This window comes from Acidithiobacillus caldus ATCC 51756, from assembly GCF_000175575.2.
Classification (GTDB): Bacteria; Pseudomonadota; Gammaproteobacteria; order Acidithiobacillales; family Acidithiobacillaceae; genus Acidithiobacillus_A; species Acidithiobacillus_A caldus.
This window is the reverse complement of the sequence record NZ_CP005986.1, coordinates 1,231,309-1,246,573: the sequence shown is the minus strand read 5'-3', so window position 1 is coordinate 1,246,573 and position 15,265 is coordinate 1,231,309. Positions and strand designations below refer to the sequence as shown.

General features: G+C 59.5%; 19 protein-coding genes. 6 read left to right on the top strand and 13 right to left on the bottom strand.

What is annotated here, in order from left to right; genetic code table 11:
- Genes flgL through flgB form a run of 12 tightly spaced genes read right to left on the bottom strand, consistent with a single transcriptional unit; the run spans nucleotide 1 to nucleotide 11,031 of the window.
- Complete coding sequence (gene flgL / locus ACAty_RS06145) at nucleotides 1-1,302, bottom strand: flagellar hook-associated protein FlgL (RefSeq protein WP_004871970.1); 1,302 nt, start codon at nucleotides 1,300-1,302, stop codon at nucleotides 1-3.
- A gap of 10 nt (nucleotides 1,303-1,312) precedes the next feature.
- Nucleotides 1,313-3,367, bottom strand: a complete 2,055-nt coding sequence (flgK, locus tag ACAty_RS06140) for a flagellar hook-associated protein FlgK (protein ID WP_004871969.1) — start codon at nucleotides 3,365-3,367, stop codon at nucleotides 1,313-1,315.
- Nucleotide 3,368: 1 nt separating this feature from the next.
- Complete coding sequence (locus ACAty_RS06135) at nucleotides 3,369-3,713, bottom strand: hypothetical protein (protein WP_004871968.1); 345 nt, start codon at nucleotides 3,711-3,713, stop codon at nucleotides 3,369-3,371.
- A gap of 58 nt (nucleotides 3,714-3,771) precedes the next feature.
- Nucleotides 3,772-4,731, bottom strand: coding sequence for a flagellar assembly peptidoglycan hydrolase FlgJ (gene flgJ / locus ACAty_RS06130; RefSeq protein ID WP_004871967.1), 960 nt, complete (start codon nucleotides 4,729-4,731; stop codon nucleotides 3,772-3,774).
- On the bottom strand, nucleotides 4,731-5,876 hold the full coding sequence (locus ACAty_RS06125; RefSeq protein WP_004871966.1) for a flagellar basal body P-ring protein FlgI: 1,146 nt from the start codon (nucleotides 5,874-5,876) through the stop codon (nucleotides 4,731-4,733). Before ACAty_RS06125 ends, flgJ begins: the two co-directional genes overlap by 1 nt.
- Before the next feature lie 14 nt (nucleotides 5,877-5,890).
- Nucleotides 5,891-6,628 (bottom strand): flagellar basal body L-ring protein FlgH, encoded by a 738-nt coding sequence (locus ACAty_RS06120; RefSeq protein WP_004871965.1) that lies wholly within the window; start codon nucleotides 6,626-6,628, stop codon nucleotides 5,891-5,893.
- Between the two features lie 24 nt (nucleotides 6,629-6,652).
- Nucleotides 6,653-7,438: a flagellar basal-body rod protein FlgG gene (gene flgG, locus ACAty_RS06115; RefSeq protein WP_004871964.1), complete on the bottom strand. Its 786-nt coding sequence runs from the start codon at nucleotides 7,436-7,438 to the stop codon at nucleotides 6,653-6,655.
- Between the two features lie 14 nt (nucleotides 7,439-7,452).
- On the bottom strand, nucleotides 7,453-8,193 hold the full coding sequence (gene flgF, locus ACAty_RS06110; protein ID WP_004871962.1) for a flagellar basal-body rod protein FlgF: 741 nt from the start codon (nucleotides 8,191-8,193) through the stop codon (nucleotides 7,453-7,455).
- Between the two features lie 13 nt (nucleotides 8,194-8,206).
- Nucleotides 8,207-9,466 carry a flagellar hook protein FlgE gene (flgE, locus tag ACAty_RS06105; RefSeq protein ID WP_004871961.1) on the bottom strand — a complete coding sequence of 420 codons (1,260 nt, stop codon included), beginning with the start codon at nucleotides 9,464-9,466 and terminating at the stop codon, nucleotides 8,207-8,209.
- A gap of 11 nt (nucleotides 9,467-9,477) precedes the next feature.
- Nucleotides 9,478-10,173, bottom strand: coding sequence for a flagellar hook assembly protein FlgD (locus tag ACAty_RS06100; RefSeq protein ID WP_004871959.1), 696 nt, complete (start codon nucleotides 10,171-10,173; stop codon nucleotides 9,478-9,480).
- Between the two features lies 1 nt (nucleotide 10,174).
- A complete protein-coding gene (gene flgC / locus ACAty_RS06095; protein WP_004871957.1) occupies nucleotides 10,175-10,591 on the bottom strand; it encodes a flagellar basal body rod protein FlgC in 417 nt (138 codons plus the stop codon).
- Nucleotides 10,592-10,617: 26 nt separating this feature from the next.
- Nucleotides 10,618-11,031: a flagellar basal body rod protein FlgB gene (flgB, locus tag ACAty_RS06090; protein WP_004871956.1), complete on the bottom strand. Its 414-nt coding sequence runs from the start codon at nucleotides 11,029-11,031 to the stop codon at nucleotides 10,618-10,620.
- A 255-nt stretch (nucleotides 11,032-11,286) separates the two neighbouring features.
- On the opposite strand from flgB, the gene flgA reads away from it, so the two are divergent.
- The 5 genes from flgA (at nucleotide 11,287) to fliW (ending at nucleotide 13,582) form a co-directional block, all read left to right on the top strand.
- The gene (gene flgA, locus ACAty_RS06085; protein WP_226047751.1) at nucleotides 11,287-11,997 is read left to right on the top strand and encodes a flagellar basal body P-ring formation chaperone FlgA; all 711 of its coding nucleotides are present in this window, start codon (nucleotides 11,287-11,289) and stop codon (nucleotides 11,995-11,997) included.
- A gap of 83 nt (nucleotides 11,998-12,080) precedes the next feature.
- Complete coding sequence (locus ACAty_RS06080; RefSeq protein WP_004871952.1) at nucleotides 12,081-12,413, top strand: flagellar biosynthesis anti-sigma factor FlgM; 333 nt, start codon at nucleotides 12,081-12,083, stop codon at nucleotides 12,411-12,413.
- Nucleotides 12,410-12,805: a flagellar export chaperone FlgN gene (locus tag ACAty_RS06075; RefSeq protein ID WP_004871951.1), complete on the top strand. Its 396-nt coding sequence runs from the start codon at nucleotides 12,410-12,412 to the stop codon at nucleotides 12,803-12,805. The genes ACAty_RS06080 and ACAty_RS06075 overlap by 4 nt, the downstream gene beginning before the upstream one ends.
- A 1-nt stretch (nucleotide 12,806) precedes the next feature.
- Nucleotides 12,807-13,094, top strand: a complete 288-nt coding sequence (locus tag ACAty_RS06070) for a carbon storage regulator (protein ID WP_004871950.1) — start codon at nucleotides 12,807-12,809, stop codon at nucleotides 13,092-13,094.
- On the top strand, nucleotides 13,091-13,582 hold the full coding sequence (gene fliW, locus ACAty_RS06065; protein ID WP_004871948.1) for a flagellar assembly protein FliW: 492 nt from the start codon (nucleotides 13,091-13,093) through the stop codon (nucleotides 13,580-13,582). Before ACAty_RS06070 ends, fliW begins: the two co-directional genes overlap by 4 nt.
- Here the strand turns inward: fliW and ACAty_RS06060 are convergent.
- Nucleotides 13,562-14,293 (bottom strand): flagellar brake protein, encoded by a 732-nt coding sequence (locus ACAty_RS06060; RefSeq protein WP_004871946.1) that lies wholly within the window; start codon nucleotides 14,291-14,293, stop codon nucleotides 13,562-13,564. The two genes, fliW and ACAty_RS06060, sit on opposite strands and share 21 nt — an antisense overlap.
- A gap of 131 nt (nucleotides 14,294-14,424) precedes the next feature.
- Here ACAty_RS06060 and motD point away from each other — a divergent pair, with 131 nt between their 5' ends.
- Nucleotides 14,425-15,264, top strand: a complete 840-nt coding sequence (gene motD / locus ACAty_RS06055) for a flagellar motor protein MotD (RefSeq protein WP_004871945.1) — start codon at nucleotides 14,425-14,427, stop codon at nucleotides 15,262-15,264.
- Nucleotide 15,265 lies beyond the last annotated feature (1 nt).

The window sequence follows — 15,265 nt, the reverse complement described above, 5'->3', positions numbered from 1 at the left end:
TCATATATACTGAAAGAGACTCAACCCCTGCACCTGCACAAACGCCTTCTGCGCCGCCTGCAGCGCTGTGCTGCTCTGCTGGAACTGGGTTATGACCTGAGGGTAACTGACATCCTGCAGATTGCCTTGGGTCGTCTGGAACTGCTGCAGTAGATTGGTGTTGAGGTTGCTGACATTTTGCGCCTGCTGTAATTCACTGCCGATGGTGGCCTGGGTGCTGAGGAGCGTGGTTTGAAATTGACTCAGGTTTGCTAGAGCGTTGCTGATGCCTTGGGCACGCTGGGTGTTAGCTCCAGGAGAACCACTTCCCGCTTGCAGGGCCTGGATAAGATTCTGAAAGGTTTGAAATATGCTTTGCGTACCTGCCGGCTGCAGGGTGAATGTCGCGCTCTGTCCGGGTGCCGGCTCACCCGCCGCGCTCACACTGAGCATGGGGCTAGCGCCCCCGGCGGAGGGGACGGAAATGCTCATACCGGGTGTATAGGTGCCCGAGGCGACTATTCCAGAACTCGCCATCCCACTACCCACACCGCTGCTCACGCTATAGGTGAGACCGGAGGTACCGTTACTGATGGTAACTACCAGTTGTCCGCCTTGGGCTACAAAAAAATCGTTGGCGGCCTTTGCATCCACCACCGCACCCGGCCCCAAGGTGGTTGTCCCGACATTACCGCTACTAGCTCCCGAGGATGCGCTATAGTTGCTGCCCGAGGGCACCACCGTAAAGGTGCCGTTACCCGCCGGAACATTCATGAAAATAGCATTGCCTGCCTGGGAACTCGGGACGCTGAGCCCCGGGCCAATCTGCAGTGTCTTCTGGGCCGAGTCCCCCAGATATTGCACACTGCCGTTGCTCTGCAATTGGAAAGGCGGGCGATTGCTTTCGGAACCGCCGAAGATATAGCTCCCATTAGCGTCCTGGGTGTTGGCCAGCTGCACCAATTGCTGAAGATTGCCCTGCATGGCCGTGACGGCATTCTGTAGGTCGTTGCCATTGACGGTACCGTTGTTCATCTGAACGGCAAGTTGCTGTACCTGATTGATGAGGGTACTCACACTCTGTAGCGTACTGCTGCTCAGTTGCAGGTTTTGCTGGGCGTAATTGTTGCTCTGCTGGTACTGATTGAGATTGGCGATACGTGCCGACAGATTCAAGGTTTGGGCATAGGCCACGGGATTGCTACTGGGATCGATCAGCACGTTACCGGTGGAAAGCTGCTGAGACAAATTGTTCAGCGTGCTCTGTTGATTGAGCAGGCCAGAAAGGCTGCTCTGGTAGAACTCGGGGGTACTCACGCGCATGATTCGCTCCTCACAAAGCCTGTAGGAGGGACTGGAACAGGCTGTTGCCTACGGATATGGCCTTGGCCGCCGCCTGATAAGCCTGCTGGTACTGGATGAGATTGGCGGCCTCCTGGTCGAGGTTCACCCCAGACACCGACTGCTGGGCCGCCTGGGCCTGACTGAGCAGGTTGCCCTGGGCCTGGGCATTGCTCTGGGCCTGTTGGGCCTGGGTAGTCACCTGAGTCAGCAACTGCGCCGTCTGATCATTGAAGGTGCTCTGGCCGTTGCCGAGGATACTGTCTGTGCCTAATGCCGCCAGGGCAGCGGCGTTGCCATTGCTCCCAGGACCGCCCGGACTGAGCGTAAAGGCATCACCAGAAGCGGCCATGCTTCCCGAGAGATTTACCTGCCAGTACCCCCCGGGGGTTCCGGGGTAGGCAATGTCGATGAAGCTTCCACTCCCGCCCAGGGTAACGGAACCCGTGGCGATTACACCGGAACTCGTTCCCGAGCCGCTGCTGACGACGTAGCTCACCGAGCTTCCGGAACTGCCTCCAGAGCTCAGGGTAATCTGCAAGGGAGTCGGGAAACTGGCAAGGCCGGACACCACCGTCGATCCCGAAGGCGCCGTCGAGACATAGCTCCCACTGGACAGCGTGAGATTACCCAGATTGGCGTTCTGTAAAGCACCATTCACCAACTCACCCGGGCTCGAGACATAGGGGCTGGCTGCGGCAATCTGCGCCGGATTGCTCAGCACCGTTTGCAGTGAAACCGCACCGAGATGGGTGGGCTCTACCAGAAAGCGGTCACCATTGCCTGGGTTGCCGGACACACTCACCTGTACCCCCGCGAAGGACAATACCTGCGCGCCCCCCGAGCTTTGTACGGAAAAAGTCCCGGATGGCGGAGTACCCGAGCCACTATAGCTGCTCAAGATCTGTCCAGTGCTTTGATCCTGCACGGACCACTGCCCGCTGCCCTGGTAGCTCACGATGTAGTTGTCTGCCGTCAGTGCGGCGACATCACGGATCTGTCCCGAAACGCTGGCGCTGCCGGTGTTGCCTTGGTGAGCAAAAATCTGCACTCCCCCGAGTTGGAAAAGTGGCGCACCGGGATTGCCATTGAGGTCCAGGCCCTGGGCCTGCTGCGCATTGACGGAGGCCGCCAGACCATCGGCCAGTAGACCGAGACCATTTTGGGCGGGTATGAGCGACTGACTGCGAAACTGCAGGAGTCCTCCCAGGACACCCCCCGAGAGTCCCGTGCTGATATCGGCGCCGGGTCCACCATTGGGGCCGAGATAGCCCACGTTCAGGGACTGGCCGTCGTAAGGATTGGGCTGGGTCTGGAGGGAAAAGGCTTTGCTGTCGGCCACCAGTACCTGGCCGTTACTGAGGTAGACGTTGACCTGCCCGCCACTTTGGGGCAGGACCTGCACCCCCACCTGGGCATTGAGCTCGGTGATGAGCTGATCGCGTTGGTCCAACAAGCTGTTGGGGTTACCGTTTCCCTGCCCCTGCAAGGACGCTATCTGGCTGTTGAGCTGGGCAATCCCATTGCTCAGGGTATTGATTTCCTGCACCGACTGGGAAATCTGCTGATTGACTCCCGTATTGATGAAGTCGAGCTGCTGGGCCAGGGAGTTGAAGGTCTGGCTCAGGGACTGCGCATTACTGAGCAAAGCCTGACGCGCCGGGACGCTCTCCGGGCTTGCCGCCACCTGAGCCGCGCCGGAAAAGAATTGGTTGATGGAGGATGCGATGGCACCGCCGCTCAGGGTGCCCAGCAATCCTTGCAAAGAAGTGGACAGGGTGCTCTGGCCACTGGCTTGGGCAGTGGCACTCCAGACCTGGGACTGAAGAAAACTGCTGTAGGCGCGCTGAACGGAGCTGACCTGCGCACCGTTACCGTAGTATTGCCCGCCCAGAAAGGTCGTCGGCAGGCTGGACTGGACCACGGATTCTTGACTGTAACCGGGCGTATTGACGTTGGCGATGTTGTTGCCGGTAACCTGCAAGGCATCCTGAGCCACCTGTAAGCCACTCAAGGCGCTGCTGAGAATTCCGCTGACACCGGACATGTTAGGCACTCCCCAATGATCGGCCCACGCCCCGGGATGGACTGGACGGTCCATCCACGCCATTCGCCAGCGCTTTCAGGCCGGCGGTCACCGCCGCCATTCGCAGGCGCAATTGGTGATCCAACCCCTGAACCTTTTCCTGCAACTCCAACACGGCCCTCTGCAAGGCGGGAGAAGGAGGAGATCGCCGCGGGGTAGCAAATGAGCCGAGTTTCAGGAGCAAGGCCGCCTCCTGCGCCGACCCGGATGCGGAGGTGAGCGCCGCATCGTCGAGCCGCGCCAAACGATCCCGGAGTATCGCCGTCAGCGCCAGGACCGTCTCCAGCTCCTCTTTCTCCGCATCCATGGAGACCATTCCTCCCTACCGGACCACATACGGTTTAACGTCACGCTGTAATGAAAACTCAAGGACTCTCCGCCAAATCGGTTTGTGCCAGGACTTGCTGCATCAACGGGCTCTGGGCAATGGCCACGATTTTGCTGGCATAGTGGGGATCCGTGGCATAGCCCCCAGCCTGCAGGGCGCTGGCAAAGGCAGCGATATCCTGGCCCTGGCCGAGGGCCTCACGATAGCGCGGACTGTGCAGCAGCAAGTTCGTATAGTTTTCGACACTGGCCTTGAACGAGTCGTAGGCGCGAAAGCTCGCCTGCTCCACCTGGCGCATGCCTTGCACAAACTCGCTGGTCAAACTGCTGGCGCTCGCCCCTTTCCAGTCACCCCCCGCCTTTATACCAAAAAGGTTGTGGCCCATGGCGTGGCTACCCCAACCCGTCTCCAGAGCCGCCTGGGCAAGAATGGCGACGGGCGATACCCCCAGCTGCTGCGCAGCACTCTGCACCGCCGGCAAAATCCTTTGGACGAAGGCCTTGGCGCGCTGAACCAGGCTCGCAGAGGGTTGAGCGACATCCTGGGCATTGGCCATGGCTGCGGACTCGGGAGTAGGCGAGGCTAGCCCGAGGTTGCGCGCTGGTGCGGCAAAAGTGCCATCCGCCGCAGCACTCGCTCTATCACCCGACTCCGTCCGACCCCAATGAAGACCATAACGACTGCCTATTTCTTTGGCGAGCGTACTGGCTAGGCCAATTCCCTTGCCCTCGCTTATGTTCTGCGCAATTTGCTGGTTGAAGAGCGAGCGGTACATGGGGCCGGCATTTTCTCCCAGAAGATCGGGCCCAAAGGAGGTCTTGGACATGCTGGAGAGGAGTTCCTGCAAGAGCACCGATTCGAATTGCTTGGCCACGGCCAGGATGGCGGCAGGGTCGTGGGCGCGCGCTTCCTCGCGCAAGCGATCGAGGCCGGAAAAGCTCAGTGCATTGCCGGCAACCGTGGTGGTCGTCTGAGGCAAGACAGCAGATCCGGACATCAGATCACCTCCAACTGCGCGTGCAGCGCACCTGCTGCCTTCATGGCCTGCAGAATGGCGATGAGATCGCTCGGACTTGCGCCAACGGCATTGAGCGCGCGCACCACGGCCTCCAGGGTTACCCCAGGCTCGAACATGAGCAGCTTTGCCTGAGGCTGCTTCACCTTGACGTTGGTATCCGGCACCACCGCCGTTTGCCCGGCACCCAGAGGGTTGGGCTGGCTCACCAGATACTTTTGGGAGATGGTCACGGAGAGATTGCCATGGGCGACGGCGCAGGCCCCCAGAGTCACGTTCTGTCCAAGCACCACCGTGCCGCTGCGCGCATCCACCACCACCTTGGCAATGGGAGCTTCGGGATCCACCGACAGATTTTCGATGATCGACAAAAAATTGACGCGCGCATTGGGGTCCGCCGGCGCCTGAACCTGTACCACCCCGGCGTTGACCGCTTGCGCGACGCCATAGCCGAGGCGCTGATTGATGACATCGGCAATGCGTGCTGCCGTGGTAAAGCTCGGGGTATGCAGCTGCAACTGCAATGGACCGGGCTGATCGAAACCGCTGGCCACGGCACGCTCGACATTGGCTCCATTGGGAATCGTGCCCGCAGTGGTCACGTTCACCTGAGTCGAATTTCCGTTGGCGCTGGCACCAAATCCACTGACGATGATATTCCCCTGAGCGACGGCATAGGTCTGCCCGTCAGCGCCTTTGAGGGGCGTCATCAACAGGGTACCCCCCGCGAGGCTGGAGGCATTACCCACCGCCGATACCGTGACGTTGATGGTCTGCCCCGGTTGTGCAAAGGGCGGCAGGTGCGCCGTCACGATGACCGCAGCGACGTCCTTGGGTTGCAGATTGGTGGCAACGGAAGGTGGCAGATTGATCCCCAGACGCTGAAACATGTTGAGCAGGGATTGTGTGGTGTAGGGGACCTGAGTGGCCTGATCGCCTGTGCCATTGAGGCCCACCACCAATCCATAACCCACCAGCTGATTGCTGCGGACACCACCCACGGAGACCAGGTTGCGCACCGTCTCTGCCGCCACGGGGGCAATACCAAAGCCCACCAGAGCGCCCAGGAGCAATATCCGCAACGCCAGCGATCGCGTCGCCCCGGCACCACGAAGTATTCCAAGCATAGCCATGTCCTCTCTCAGAACGGCCAGAGAGAAAGGAAGAATCGTGCCAGCCACGGCATGCGGGCGGCGGAATATATGGTCCCATCGCCGCTGTATTCCACCCGTGCATCGGCAATTTGTGTGGAGTAAACGGTATTCTGGGGGGTAACGTCGGCGGCACGCACCACCCCGGCGACGCGAATGAACTCATGGCCGCCGTTGAGCATGACTTCCTTCGAGCCTTCGATGACCAGATTACCGTTACCCATGACGCGCACCACCGTCGCTTCCAGGGTAGCCGTAAAGGTGTTGCTCTGGGTCGTCGCACCGGTGCCACCGTATTTCTGGCCACTGGTAGCACCCATGCTCGGGCTGAAAGCCTTCCCCGCTACACTGCCAAAAGCCGGTGTGATGCCAAAGAAATTCGTGAGTGCCGCCGACAGGCTGTCGGACGTATTGATGGCCGTGTTGGTGTTGTTGGAGGCACTGGAGTTTTCCTGAATCAACACGGTGATGAGGTCACCCACCCGGTTTGCTCGATTATCCGAAAACAAGGAGACATTGGTGCCGTCCTGCCAGATGGCGCCATTGGCCGGATGGGCATTCAGCGATGCAGGCTCCGCCGGAATGGCGAGGGGCTGCAATGGCTTGAGATTGCGATGACCGCCACCCATCTCGGCACAGGCCGACAGATACAGGACGGCCAAGAGCAGCGTCGTCAGCTGCAGAATTCCACGGAGCCAGGCGGCTGAGCCAGACGGTGTCGCGTTCACGAGTTCCCTCCAGGGCGGGATTCTTCAGAGATTCTGGATGGCGTAACCCAACATGGAATCCGAGGTGGACACCGCCTTGCTGTTGATTTCGTACGCCCTCTGGGTCGCTATCATGTCCACGAGTTCCGATACCACATTGACATTGGAAGACTCCAGATAGCCCTGTTGCACCGAGCCCAGTCCGTTGAGGGTGGGCTGTCCCGTTTGCGGTGCACCCGATGAACCCGTCTGTAGGTACAGGTTGTCTCCGATGCTTTGCAAGCCCGTGGGATTGATGAAATTGGCAAGCTGTATGCTCCCCACCTGTTGCGGCTGGCTTTGTCCCGGCAGAACCACCGATACCGTACCGTCGGTGCCGATGGTGATACTCTGGGCGTTGGGAGGGATGGTCACCGGCGGCTGCAGGAGATACCCATTGCTGGTGACCAATTGGCCCTGATTATTGAGCTGGAAGGTACCGTCGCGGGTATAGGCGATGGTGCCGTCCGGCTGCATGATCTGGAAAAACCCCTGCCCATTGATACCGAGATCCAGGGCATTGCCCGTGCTCGTGAGATTACCCTGGGTCATGAGACGCTCCGTCGCCACCACCCGCACTCCGGTACCCAATTGCAGCCCAGAGGGATATTGGGTCGTTTGGGACGATTGCGCACCGGGCTGGCGTAGATTCTGATAAAGGAGATCCTGAAACACAGCGCGTGACTGCTTGAAACCGGTGGTATTGACGTTCGCCAGGTTATTGGCAATGACATCCATCTTCGTCTGCTCACCTTCAAGCCCAGTTGCTGCTACATACAAGGAGCGCATCATGGTAAAAACTCCTCCTAGGAGAGAATCAGGATCTGATTGGCTGCATCCCGATCCTGCGAAATGGTCTGCATCAACTTGGTCTGCATCTCGAATTGGCGACTGTCTTGCAACATCTGGACCATGGCATGGATGGGATTGACATTACTGCCCTCCAGAGCGCCACTTTCGAGCACTACCTTCCCATCCTCAGGCGCGGCCTTACCATCGACGTTGACGAACAGGCCATCGCTACTCTGGCGCAGCTGATTGGCGGGAGGATTGACCAATTTGATCTGATTGATGGCCATCAGGCCGTCCGGCAGATTACCGGCCGGAATACCCGAGATCACGCCATCGGCGCCAATGGTGAGATGACTCATGGGCGGCAAGGATATGGGCGTCCCATTGACGCCCAGAACCGGATGCCCGGTTGCCGTAACCAGTAGGCCTTGGCCGTTGACCTGGAGATTGCCGTCTCGCGTATAGGCCTCCTTTCCATCGGGTGCCTGTACCGCCATCCAGCCCGGACCGTTCACCGCGACGTCCAAGGCCCGGCCCGTGCGCACGATGGGACCACTGCGAAAATCCCAGCTTTCCCCGGTGGTGGCGGTATACACCCGGGTCGGCAATCCCTGGCCATATACGGGCAGAGCGCGAAATTGCGCCATTTCCGCCCGAAATCCCGTGGTATTGGCGTTGGCCAGATTGTTTGCCGTGGCGGTCTGGCGTTCCAGAATCGCCTTGGCGCCGGTCATTGCAATATATAGGGTATCCATGGAGACCTACCGGTCACAAACTGAGCAAGGTCTGGACGACGGTATTCTGGGTCTTGATGGTCTGGGCGTTTGCCTGATAGGCCTGCTGGGCGACGATGAGGTTGACGAGATCTTGAGATAGATTGACATTCGACTGCTCCACCGCACCGGACTGCAGGACCCCCAGGTTGGTGCTACCGGGAGCACCACTCAACGGCAATCCGGAGGAGTAGCTGGACGCCCAGTAGTTGTTCCCCAGATTCTGCAGGCCGTTGTTGTTGGCAAACCGAGTCAGGGCAATCTGCCCAAGCACCTGCGATTGGCCGTTGCTGTAGCGTGCGTAGATATTACCGCCGGGGTCAATGGATAGTCCCGTCAATTGGCCAACGCCATAACCGTTGGTGGTAGCCGACACTACGGCATTGGGCGCGTTGTAATTCGTACTGCCGCTGTAGGATACATTGAGCGTGCTGCTTTGCGCCCCATCTTGCCAATTGAGGGGCGGATTGACATTGAAGGGACCGCCAGAAACCAGCTGCCCCGTGCTGGAAAAAACCAGTTGACCGAGTGAGCCGGAGGTAATTCCCCCGCTGCCCGTAGTGCCGGTGGCAGAGTAATAGACATTCCAGGTTTCGCCGGAGGTCGCCGTGGTGGACCCGGTACCACCCGAAACCAACTGGTAGTAGGTCGTTACCAGCTGCGGGGTGCCCAAGCTATCGTAGATGGTGTTGCTGGTGGAGTAATTATAGGTATTGGGATCGTTGATATTGAAAGCAGCACCGGACAGATTCTGGTTGGTAGAATTGAGGTTCAAGGCCAGCGTGATTCCCGATGACGCTTGCGGTGGCAGTGCATTTTGACTGACGGTCAGAGGGCCCGTAGCACCCGTCAGCTTTCCATTCTGTGCCTGGATTCCCAAAAGCTCGGCACCATTACCGTCGACGATCACCCCGCCGGAATTCAGCTGGAATTGCCCATTACGACTATAGACAATATCGCCGTTGTAATTCAGTTGAAAAAAACCATTCCCATTGATGGCCACATCCAGCGGATTATTGGTGGTTTGAATGTTGCCCTGAGTAAACTGCTGAGCTACGGTCATGACCCGCGTACCTATACCCACCTGTCCGTAGGTCGGTGCCGAGCCTACCAGCGCCGCGCCGTAGGCGTCGGCAAACTCTGCGTTGGAGCTCTTGAATCCTACCGTATTGGCATTGGAGATATTGTTTCCAAGCACCTGCAGATCGGTATTGGCCGCTTGCAGTCCGCTCAAGGCAGTAGAAAAAGCACCCATGATCCCTCTCCTCAAAGAATGTTCTGAACTGCGTTGAATGGGACAGAACCGTCGACTCCACTCAAATGCAAGGTTGGCCCACTGCTGCCAAGGGTCACACTCTGGACCACGCCCGACATATAGCTCGTGCTGCTCACGGGCTGGCCATTGGCCCCTGTCGCTTGCACCGAAAATTGATAGGCACCGGCTGGCAAGGGATTGCCCTGATTGTCCTGACCATTCCAGCTGAAGCTTTGCAGACCAGCGCCCTGGGGGCCTTGGGGCAGCACTGCCACAGTCTGCCCCGCCGTATTTTGCACCAGCACGTTCACCGAGTTGGCTGGGGAGGCCAGATCGTAGGCGGCCGTCGCCGAGCCATCACTAAGTTGCAACCGATTTCCCGAGGTCGTGACCGATTTGCCGATGAGCGAGGCAGCCTGCAGACCCTGATTTTGATTGATCTGGCTCATGAGGCCGGTCAAAGACGATTGAATGGCCTGGACCCCGTTGGCAACGCTGAATTGTGCAAGCTGTGCCGACAGGTCCTGATTGCTCAGGGGATTGAGCGGATCCTGATTGGTCAGTTGGGTGACGAGCAAATTGTAGAAGGTGCTGGCACTGGCCAGGCCGCTGCTACCGGAACTCGCGCTTCCAGAACTGGTAGTGCCAGAACCCTGCAATGAGGCATAAAAGGGATTGGTAGCGGAGGTAAGTTGGCTGATGGACATGTCATGCTCCTAGGGTCAGCGTTTTCTGTAGCAGAGCTTTGGTGGTATTCATGACATTCACATTCGCTTGATAGGCCCGCGATGCCGAAATCATGTTGACCATCTCATCCACCGGATTGACGTTGGGCATTTGCACGTAGCCTTCGGCATTGGCAGCGGGGTTGCCTGGCTCGTATACCAATTTCAAAGGGCCAGGTTTTTCAACGACGCCAGCCACTTGGACACCTTCGACCCCCGCTGGCGCCTGACCGGAGTGCAGCGGCGTCGCCGCGAATACCACCTCGCGCGCGCGATAGGGCTGACCATCGGAACTGGTGGCGGAATTCGCATTGGCCAGGTTGCTGGCCACGACATTCAGCCGATAGCTCTGCGCCGTCAGTGCAGAACTTGCAACATCCAATACGGAAAATAGAGACATTCGTACACCCCCCGAAGCGTTGAAACTTATTGCGTGGTACCCGTTATGGCGGATAGCAAGGTTTTGATCTTGCCCGTGAGGAAGGTGACGTCCGCCTGATAACCAATACTGTTCTTCAGAAAACTCGCCTGCTCACGATCCATATCCACCGAGTTACCGTCGAGCCCCACCGCATTGCCGCGCTGATACTGGACGAAGGCAGCAAGATTCTGACCAGGGGCGATGCCCGAAAACTGGCGAGTACTGTCGGTCTTCATGGGCAGACTGCCCTCAGCACCCCGTTGTACGGCTGCCAAGGTCTTTGCAAAGGGAATATCCACAGCCCGATAGTTCGGGGTGTTGGCATTGGCTATGTTCGCCGCCAAGAGCTGTTGACGATAACCACTTACCTTGAGGGCATCCGCCAGTGGGTCCAGCGTTTGATCCAATAAGCTCGTCATGGGCAGAACTCCAGAAAACTACCTACAGCGACATAGCAAGGAGCGTGCCCAAGCAGATATGGGCTTATGTCGAGGTCATAAAGCCGCTTTGCCGGTCCGGCGGCAAAAACGGGGCATCTGGCGGCAAGGCTTTGCCGCTGCCGTGCGAGGCCAGGCACGAAACGTAGCAGGCGTCCTCGTCGTCGAGAAAAAATCCTGGCGCGTGTTTTGCTTGAGCTTGGACCGATACAGGAATGTGCGTGAGGTTACAGAAAGGTGCTGACTTGGTTCTCCGCTTGCCGCTGGATGGGTCTGGCGGTGACCCTACTCACATGGCCTGTCTTTGGCGCCGCGACCACCAGTGAAAGTGCGGCGACCATTCGCCAGGCCGTCGAGCGTTTTGTCGGGGAACAGAATCCCAATCACCCGACGCCCGCCGATCTGCGCTTGGGCGGCCCCCCCGCGGGTGTCCAGTATCCTTCCTGCCAGCGGCTCGAACTGAGCTTCTTCGGCACCGGCGACCCGTACTCCGCGCAGACCGTTGCGGTCCAGTGCGCCAAACCGGTGCCTTGGACCGTCTACGTGCCCGTGCGGATCGTACAGAGCCAGAAAATCGTCGTCGCCGCCCACTCCTTGACGGCGGGAACCGTGCTCACCGCCGGCGATCTTGCTCTCATGCCTGGAAATGCGGCAAGCCTGGCTGGCACGCCTTTGTCCAGCCTCAGCGAAGCCACGGGGCGGACCCTGCGTTTCGGCACCGTGGCCGGACAGCCCATCACCCAGAGCATGCTGGCCGCACCCATCTGGGTGCACGGTGGTAACAACGTCACTCTGGTGGCAGAGGGTGACGGGGTACGCATTACCACCCTGGCGCAAGCCATAGAAAACGGCCATCCCGGACAGAGTATCCTGGTGCGCAACCTGCAGTCCGGTCGCGTCGTCCGGGGGACGGTCACTGCCGTGGCGACGGTGCGGGTGCCCTTTTGAGGAGCGATCTTTTTTGAATTCAACTCAAGTTCTTGCTTCAATGTGTCGTAGACACTGGTGAAGCCCGAGTGGAGACATCCGTCATGACCAGCATTACGCCTTACCACGGTGCTGTGACACCGAGTGAAGTGCAGAATCCCGGCGACGCCAAGCGGTCCGGAACGGCCGGCGACAAGAGCACCGCGCGCGCCCAGGGATCGGCTGGCGCCAACACGCCGATACAGGACCAGGTTACCCTTTCGGCAGCAGCGCAGACGCTGCAGGTGGGCGACAGCCGGCCCGCCCGGGTCGACCTGGCAGCCATCCAGGCCGCCATCGCCGCGGGTAGCTACCGTGCATCACCCGCCGAGATAGCCAAAGGTCTGCGTCAGGATCAATTGCAGATGTTGCCCAAGAACAAGGCCTCCGGTGCATGAGCACCACACCCGATCCCAGCCTGCAGCGACAGGTCGACCTGCTTCGGCAAGCGCTGACCCTGATGGTTGAGGAGCGGCAGGCGCTGGAAGACGGCAATTGGAGCGAGGTGGAACGACTCTCCGCCGAAAAGCTGCGGCTGTACGACCAACTCCAGAGCTCGGCGACACGCTGGTCGCACACTTCCCCCACCGACGATGATCTCTGGCGCGTCCGACAGGATCTGCTCCTTGAACTCCGGCGCCAGAACGAACACAACGGACGACTCATCGCTACCCTGCGACGCTTCCATGAGGGCGCCTGGCAAGTGCTCTTCGGCGGGGATTTGCCGCTATATGATGGGATCGGCCAGGTCATGACCGCGTCCCAGGGTCATCATCTGGGCAGCGCCTGACGTGCTGGTACTCACGCGTCGCAGTGGTCAAGCCATCTGTATTGGCGACGACATCCGTATCGTGGTGACTCGGATCGAGGATGGACAGGTTCGCATCGGCATCGAAAGCCGCAGAGACCTGTTGATCCTCCGCGAGGAACTACGCGAAAGCGTGCGTGAGGGCAATCGCGCCGCCCACACCAATCCCGCGGATCTGGACCGCTGGCTTCAGGAGCACCCGCTGCGGGAGCAGATTATCCCCGCAGCAGAGTCCGGCACGGAAGCCATCCCGCACGAGGACAGGTCATGAATACCCCATTCTCTACCCGTTTCGGCCCCCTGTGCATTCCGGAGCGCTGTCGCTGGCGCAGTGATCCGCCCCTTCTGGGCTTTGCACAGTACACGGACTATGCCCTGTTGCATCTACGCGAGCAGGGACCTTTCGTTTGGTTACAGTCTCTGGCAGACGCGAACGTTTCCTTCCTGCTCACGGACCCGCTAAACTTTGGCCTGACCTACGACAGAAAACAGATACCGGGTCAGAGCAGCGTCGATCCCACGGTTCTAGTCATGGTCATTCTCCCCCAGGCACCGGGTGAGGAGTTACGGGCCCACCATCAGGCTCCCCTCCTCTTCGACGCGGCCCGGCACAGTTTCCACCAGATCATCCTGGAACGCGCACCCACCAGGGGCTTGCCCACAGAGCCTGCAGCAGGGCTCCCGGTGACCCTGCACGACCACTGCCTACAACTATACCGTCGCGACGACGATGGCTCCTTACAGGTAGGCGCGGCGTAATTCTTGACGATTGCAGCGCATGGCATAGTGGATTATCCGCTCTTGCAGTTGTGCCGGGGCGGCCGCAAAGGCCAGACCCAGGTCCTGCTGGATCGCGCCGGAGTGACGCAAGGGGCCCTGCAGGTGACGTATCTGTGCCCGCACGACCTGGCGTTCGCCCGCAAAATCGAAATGCACGGCCTCCAAAACCTCGCCCACACTCAGGGGATAGTCGCGTGGTACCGCGACACGGCAGGACAGGCCGCCCGCGCTGACGTCTCGCACTACCCCGTCCAGGGTCCTCGCGCCCCGGCGCTGCAAGGTCACGCGCATATCCGATGGCGCTTCAGCGCGCAGACTCTGACGGCGTTGCAATTGGTAGATCTGTACCGGCAACAGCAGACGGAATGCGCCATAGCCCTGCCAGACTTCGTGGCGCACCATCCGCACGGCAATACCCGTGGGAATGCCACGGGCCAATCCCCACAACAGCAGTTCCGATCCCGCCTGGAGTGCCGCCTGCGCGGCATCGGGACGCAGCTCATCGATGACTGGGCCGTCGGGCTCAGAGACACTCAGCAACTCCGTCTGCGCATAGCACATGGGCCGAGTGACGAGCGCCTGCAGATGGCGATGCTGCTGCAGGTCGGCAAGAAGGCGTGGACCTTGCGTCCTTTCCTGCCGCTGAGCGGGCGAGAACAAGGCGTTGATGAAGTCCGGATGTGTATCCATGACCAGGCTCCCTACTACGATGACGATGGCGGTGTCAAAGCAGCATTCGTGCCATCCACCGGTTGCGGTTCTGGAAAAATCCCGAGCACCGTCTAATACTTCATCGTTGCATCCCTACAGGAGATCCGGATATGTCGCGTCGCAAGCAAGAGGAAGAGTGGGAAAATCACGAGCGCTGGCTGGTTTCCTACGCCGACTTCATTACCCTGCTCTTCGCCTTCTTCGTCGTCATGTATGCCATTTCCTCCGTCAACGAGGGCAAGTACCGGGTGCTATCCGAGACGCTGGTCTCCGCTTTTACCGGCCATCCCATGAGTATCACACCAGTGCAGAATCCAGCCGAGAGCGCGGGCCCCACTTCGGTTCTGAAGTTGCCGCCGCTGCCCGCCGTCGCCAAGATTGCGGCAACTCCGAGCGTCGCCAAAGGAGTGGTCAGCCCCAAGGCCCAAGCTCCCAAGAGCAACACGGACTTGCAGCAACTCCAAAAGCAGATGGAGAAGCTTTTGCAGCCGCTCATACGCGACGGGAGTGTGGCCATACACAGCAGCGCACTGGGCGTCGTCATCGATCTCAATGCCAAGATACTCTTTCCCTCCGGCCAAGCCACGCTGACGCCCGAAGCCCAGCAAAATCTCGCGGCCATCGCAAAAATTCTCAAAACCGTGCCCTACCAGATCCAGGTCAATGGCTTCACCAACGATCTACCCATCCGCACGGCGCAGTTTCCTTCCAACTGGTACCTCTCGGCGGCGCGGGCGGTGGCGGTGACGGAGCTCTTCATCGCTGAGGGTGTCAATCCGGAACATCTGGTCGCGGCAGGTTACGGCCAGTATCATCCCATCGAACCCAATAACACCGCTGCCGGGCTGGCCATGAACCGACGTGTGAGCATCGTGGTGGTCGCGCCGCAAAATCCGAGTAAACTGGGCCGAGATCCGATAATGGCTGGAAACATCGAGCAGCGCGGCTGAC

Bases quoted from the DNA above. Each gene is read 5' to 3' on its own strand.
- flgG (WP_004871964.1), bottom strand. From the start codon at position 7,438: ATGATGCGCTCCTTGTATGTAGCAGCAACTGGGCTTGAAGGTGAGCAG.
- fliW (WP_004871948.1), top strand. From the start codon at position 13,091: ATGAATACCCCATTCTCTACCCGTTTCGGCCCCCTGTGCATTCCGGAG.
- flgB (WP_004871956.1), bottom strand. From the start codon at position 11,031: ATGACGAGCTTATTGGATCAAACGCTGGACCCACTGGCGGATGCCCTC.
- ACAty_RS06060 (WP_004871946.1), bottom strand. From the start codon at position 14,293: ATGGATACACATCCGGACTTCATCAACGCCTTGTTCTCGCCCGCTCAG.
- flgE (WP_004871961.1), bottom strand. From the start codon at position 9,466: ATGGGTGCTTTTTCTACTGCCTTGAGCGGACTGCAAGCGGCCAATACC.
- ACAty_RS06075 (WP_004871951.1), top strand. From the start codon at position 12,410: ATGAGCACCACACCCGATCCCAGCCTGCAGCGACAGGTCGACCTGCTT.
- flgJ (WP_004871967.1), bottom strand. From the start codon at position 4,731: ATGTCCGGATCTGCTGTCTTGCCTCAGACGACCACCACGGTTGCCGGC.
- flgC (WP_004871957.1), bottom strand. From the start codon at position 10,591: ATGTCTCTATTTTCCGTATTGGATGTTGCAAGTTCTGCACTGACGGCG.
- ACAty_RS06125 (WP_004871966.1), bottom strand. From the start codon at position 5,876: ATGCTTGGAATACTTCGTGGTGCCGGGGCGACGCGATCGCTGGCGTTG.
- ACAty_RS06080 (WP_004871952.1), top strand. From the start codon at position 12,081: ATGACCAGCATTACGCCTTACCACGGTGCTGTGACACCGAGTGAAGTG.
- ACAty_RS06100 (WP_004871959.1), bottom strand. From the start codon at position 10,173: ATGTCCATCAGCCAACTTACCTCCGCTACCAATCCCTTTTATGCCTCA.
- flgK (WP_004871969.1), bottom strand. From the start codon at position 3,367: ATGTCCGGTGTCAGCGGAATTCTCAGCAGCGCCTTGAGTGGCTTACAG.
- ACAty_RS06135 (WP_004871968.1), bottom strand. From the start codon at position 3,713: ATGGATGCGGAGAAAGAGGAGCTGGAGACGGTCCTGGCGCTGACGGCG.
- flgF (WP_004871962.1), bottom strand. From the start codon at position 8,193: ATGGATACCCTATATATTGCAATGACCGGCGCCAAGGCGATTCTGGAA.
- flgL (WP_004871970.1), bottom strand. From the start codon at position 1,302: ATGCGCGTGAGTACCCCCGAGTTCTACCAGAGCAGCCTTTCTGGCCTG.
- motD (WP_004871945.1), top strand. From the start codon at position 14,425: ATGTCGCGTCGCAAGCAAGAGGAAGAGTGGGAAAATCACGAGCGCTGG.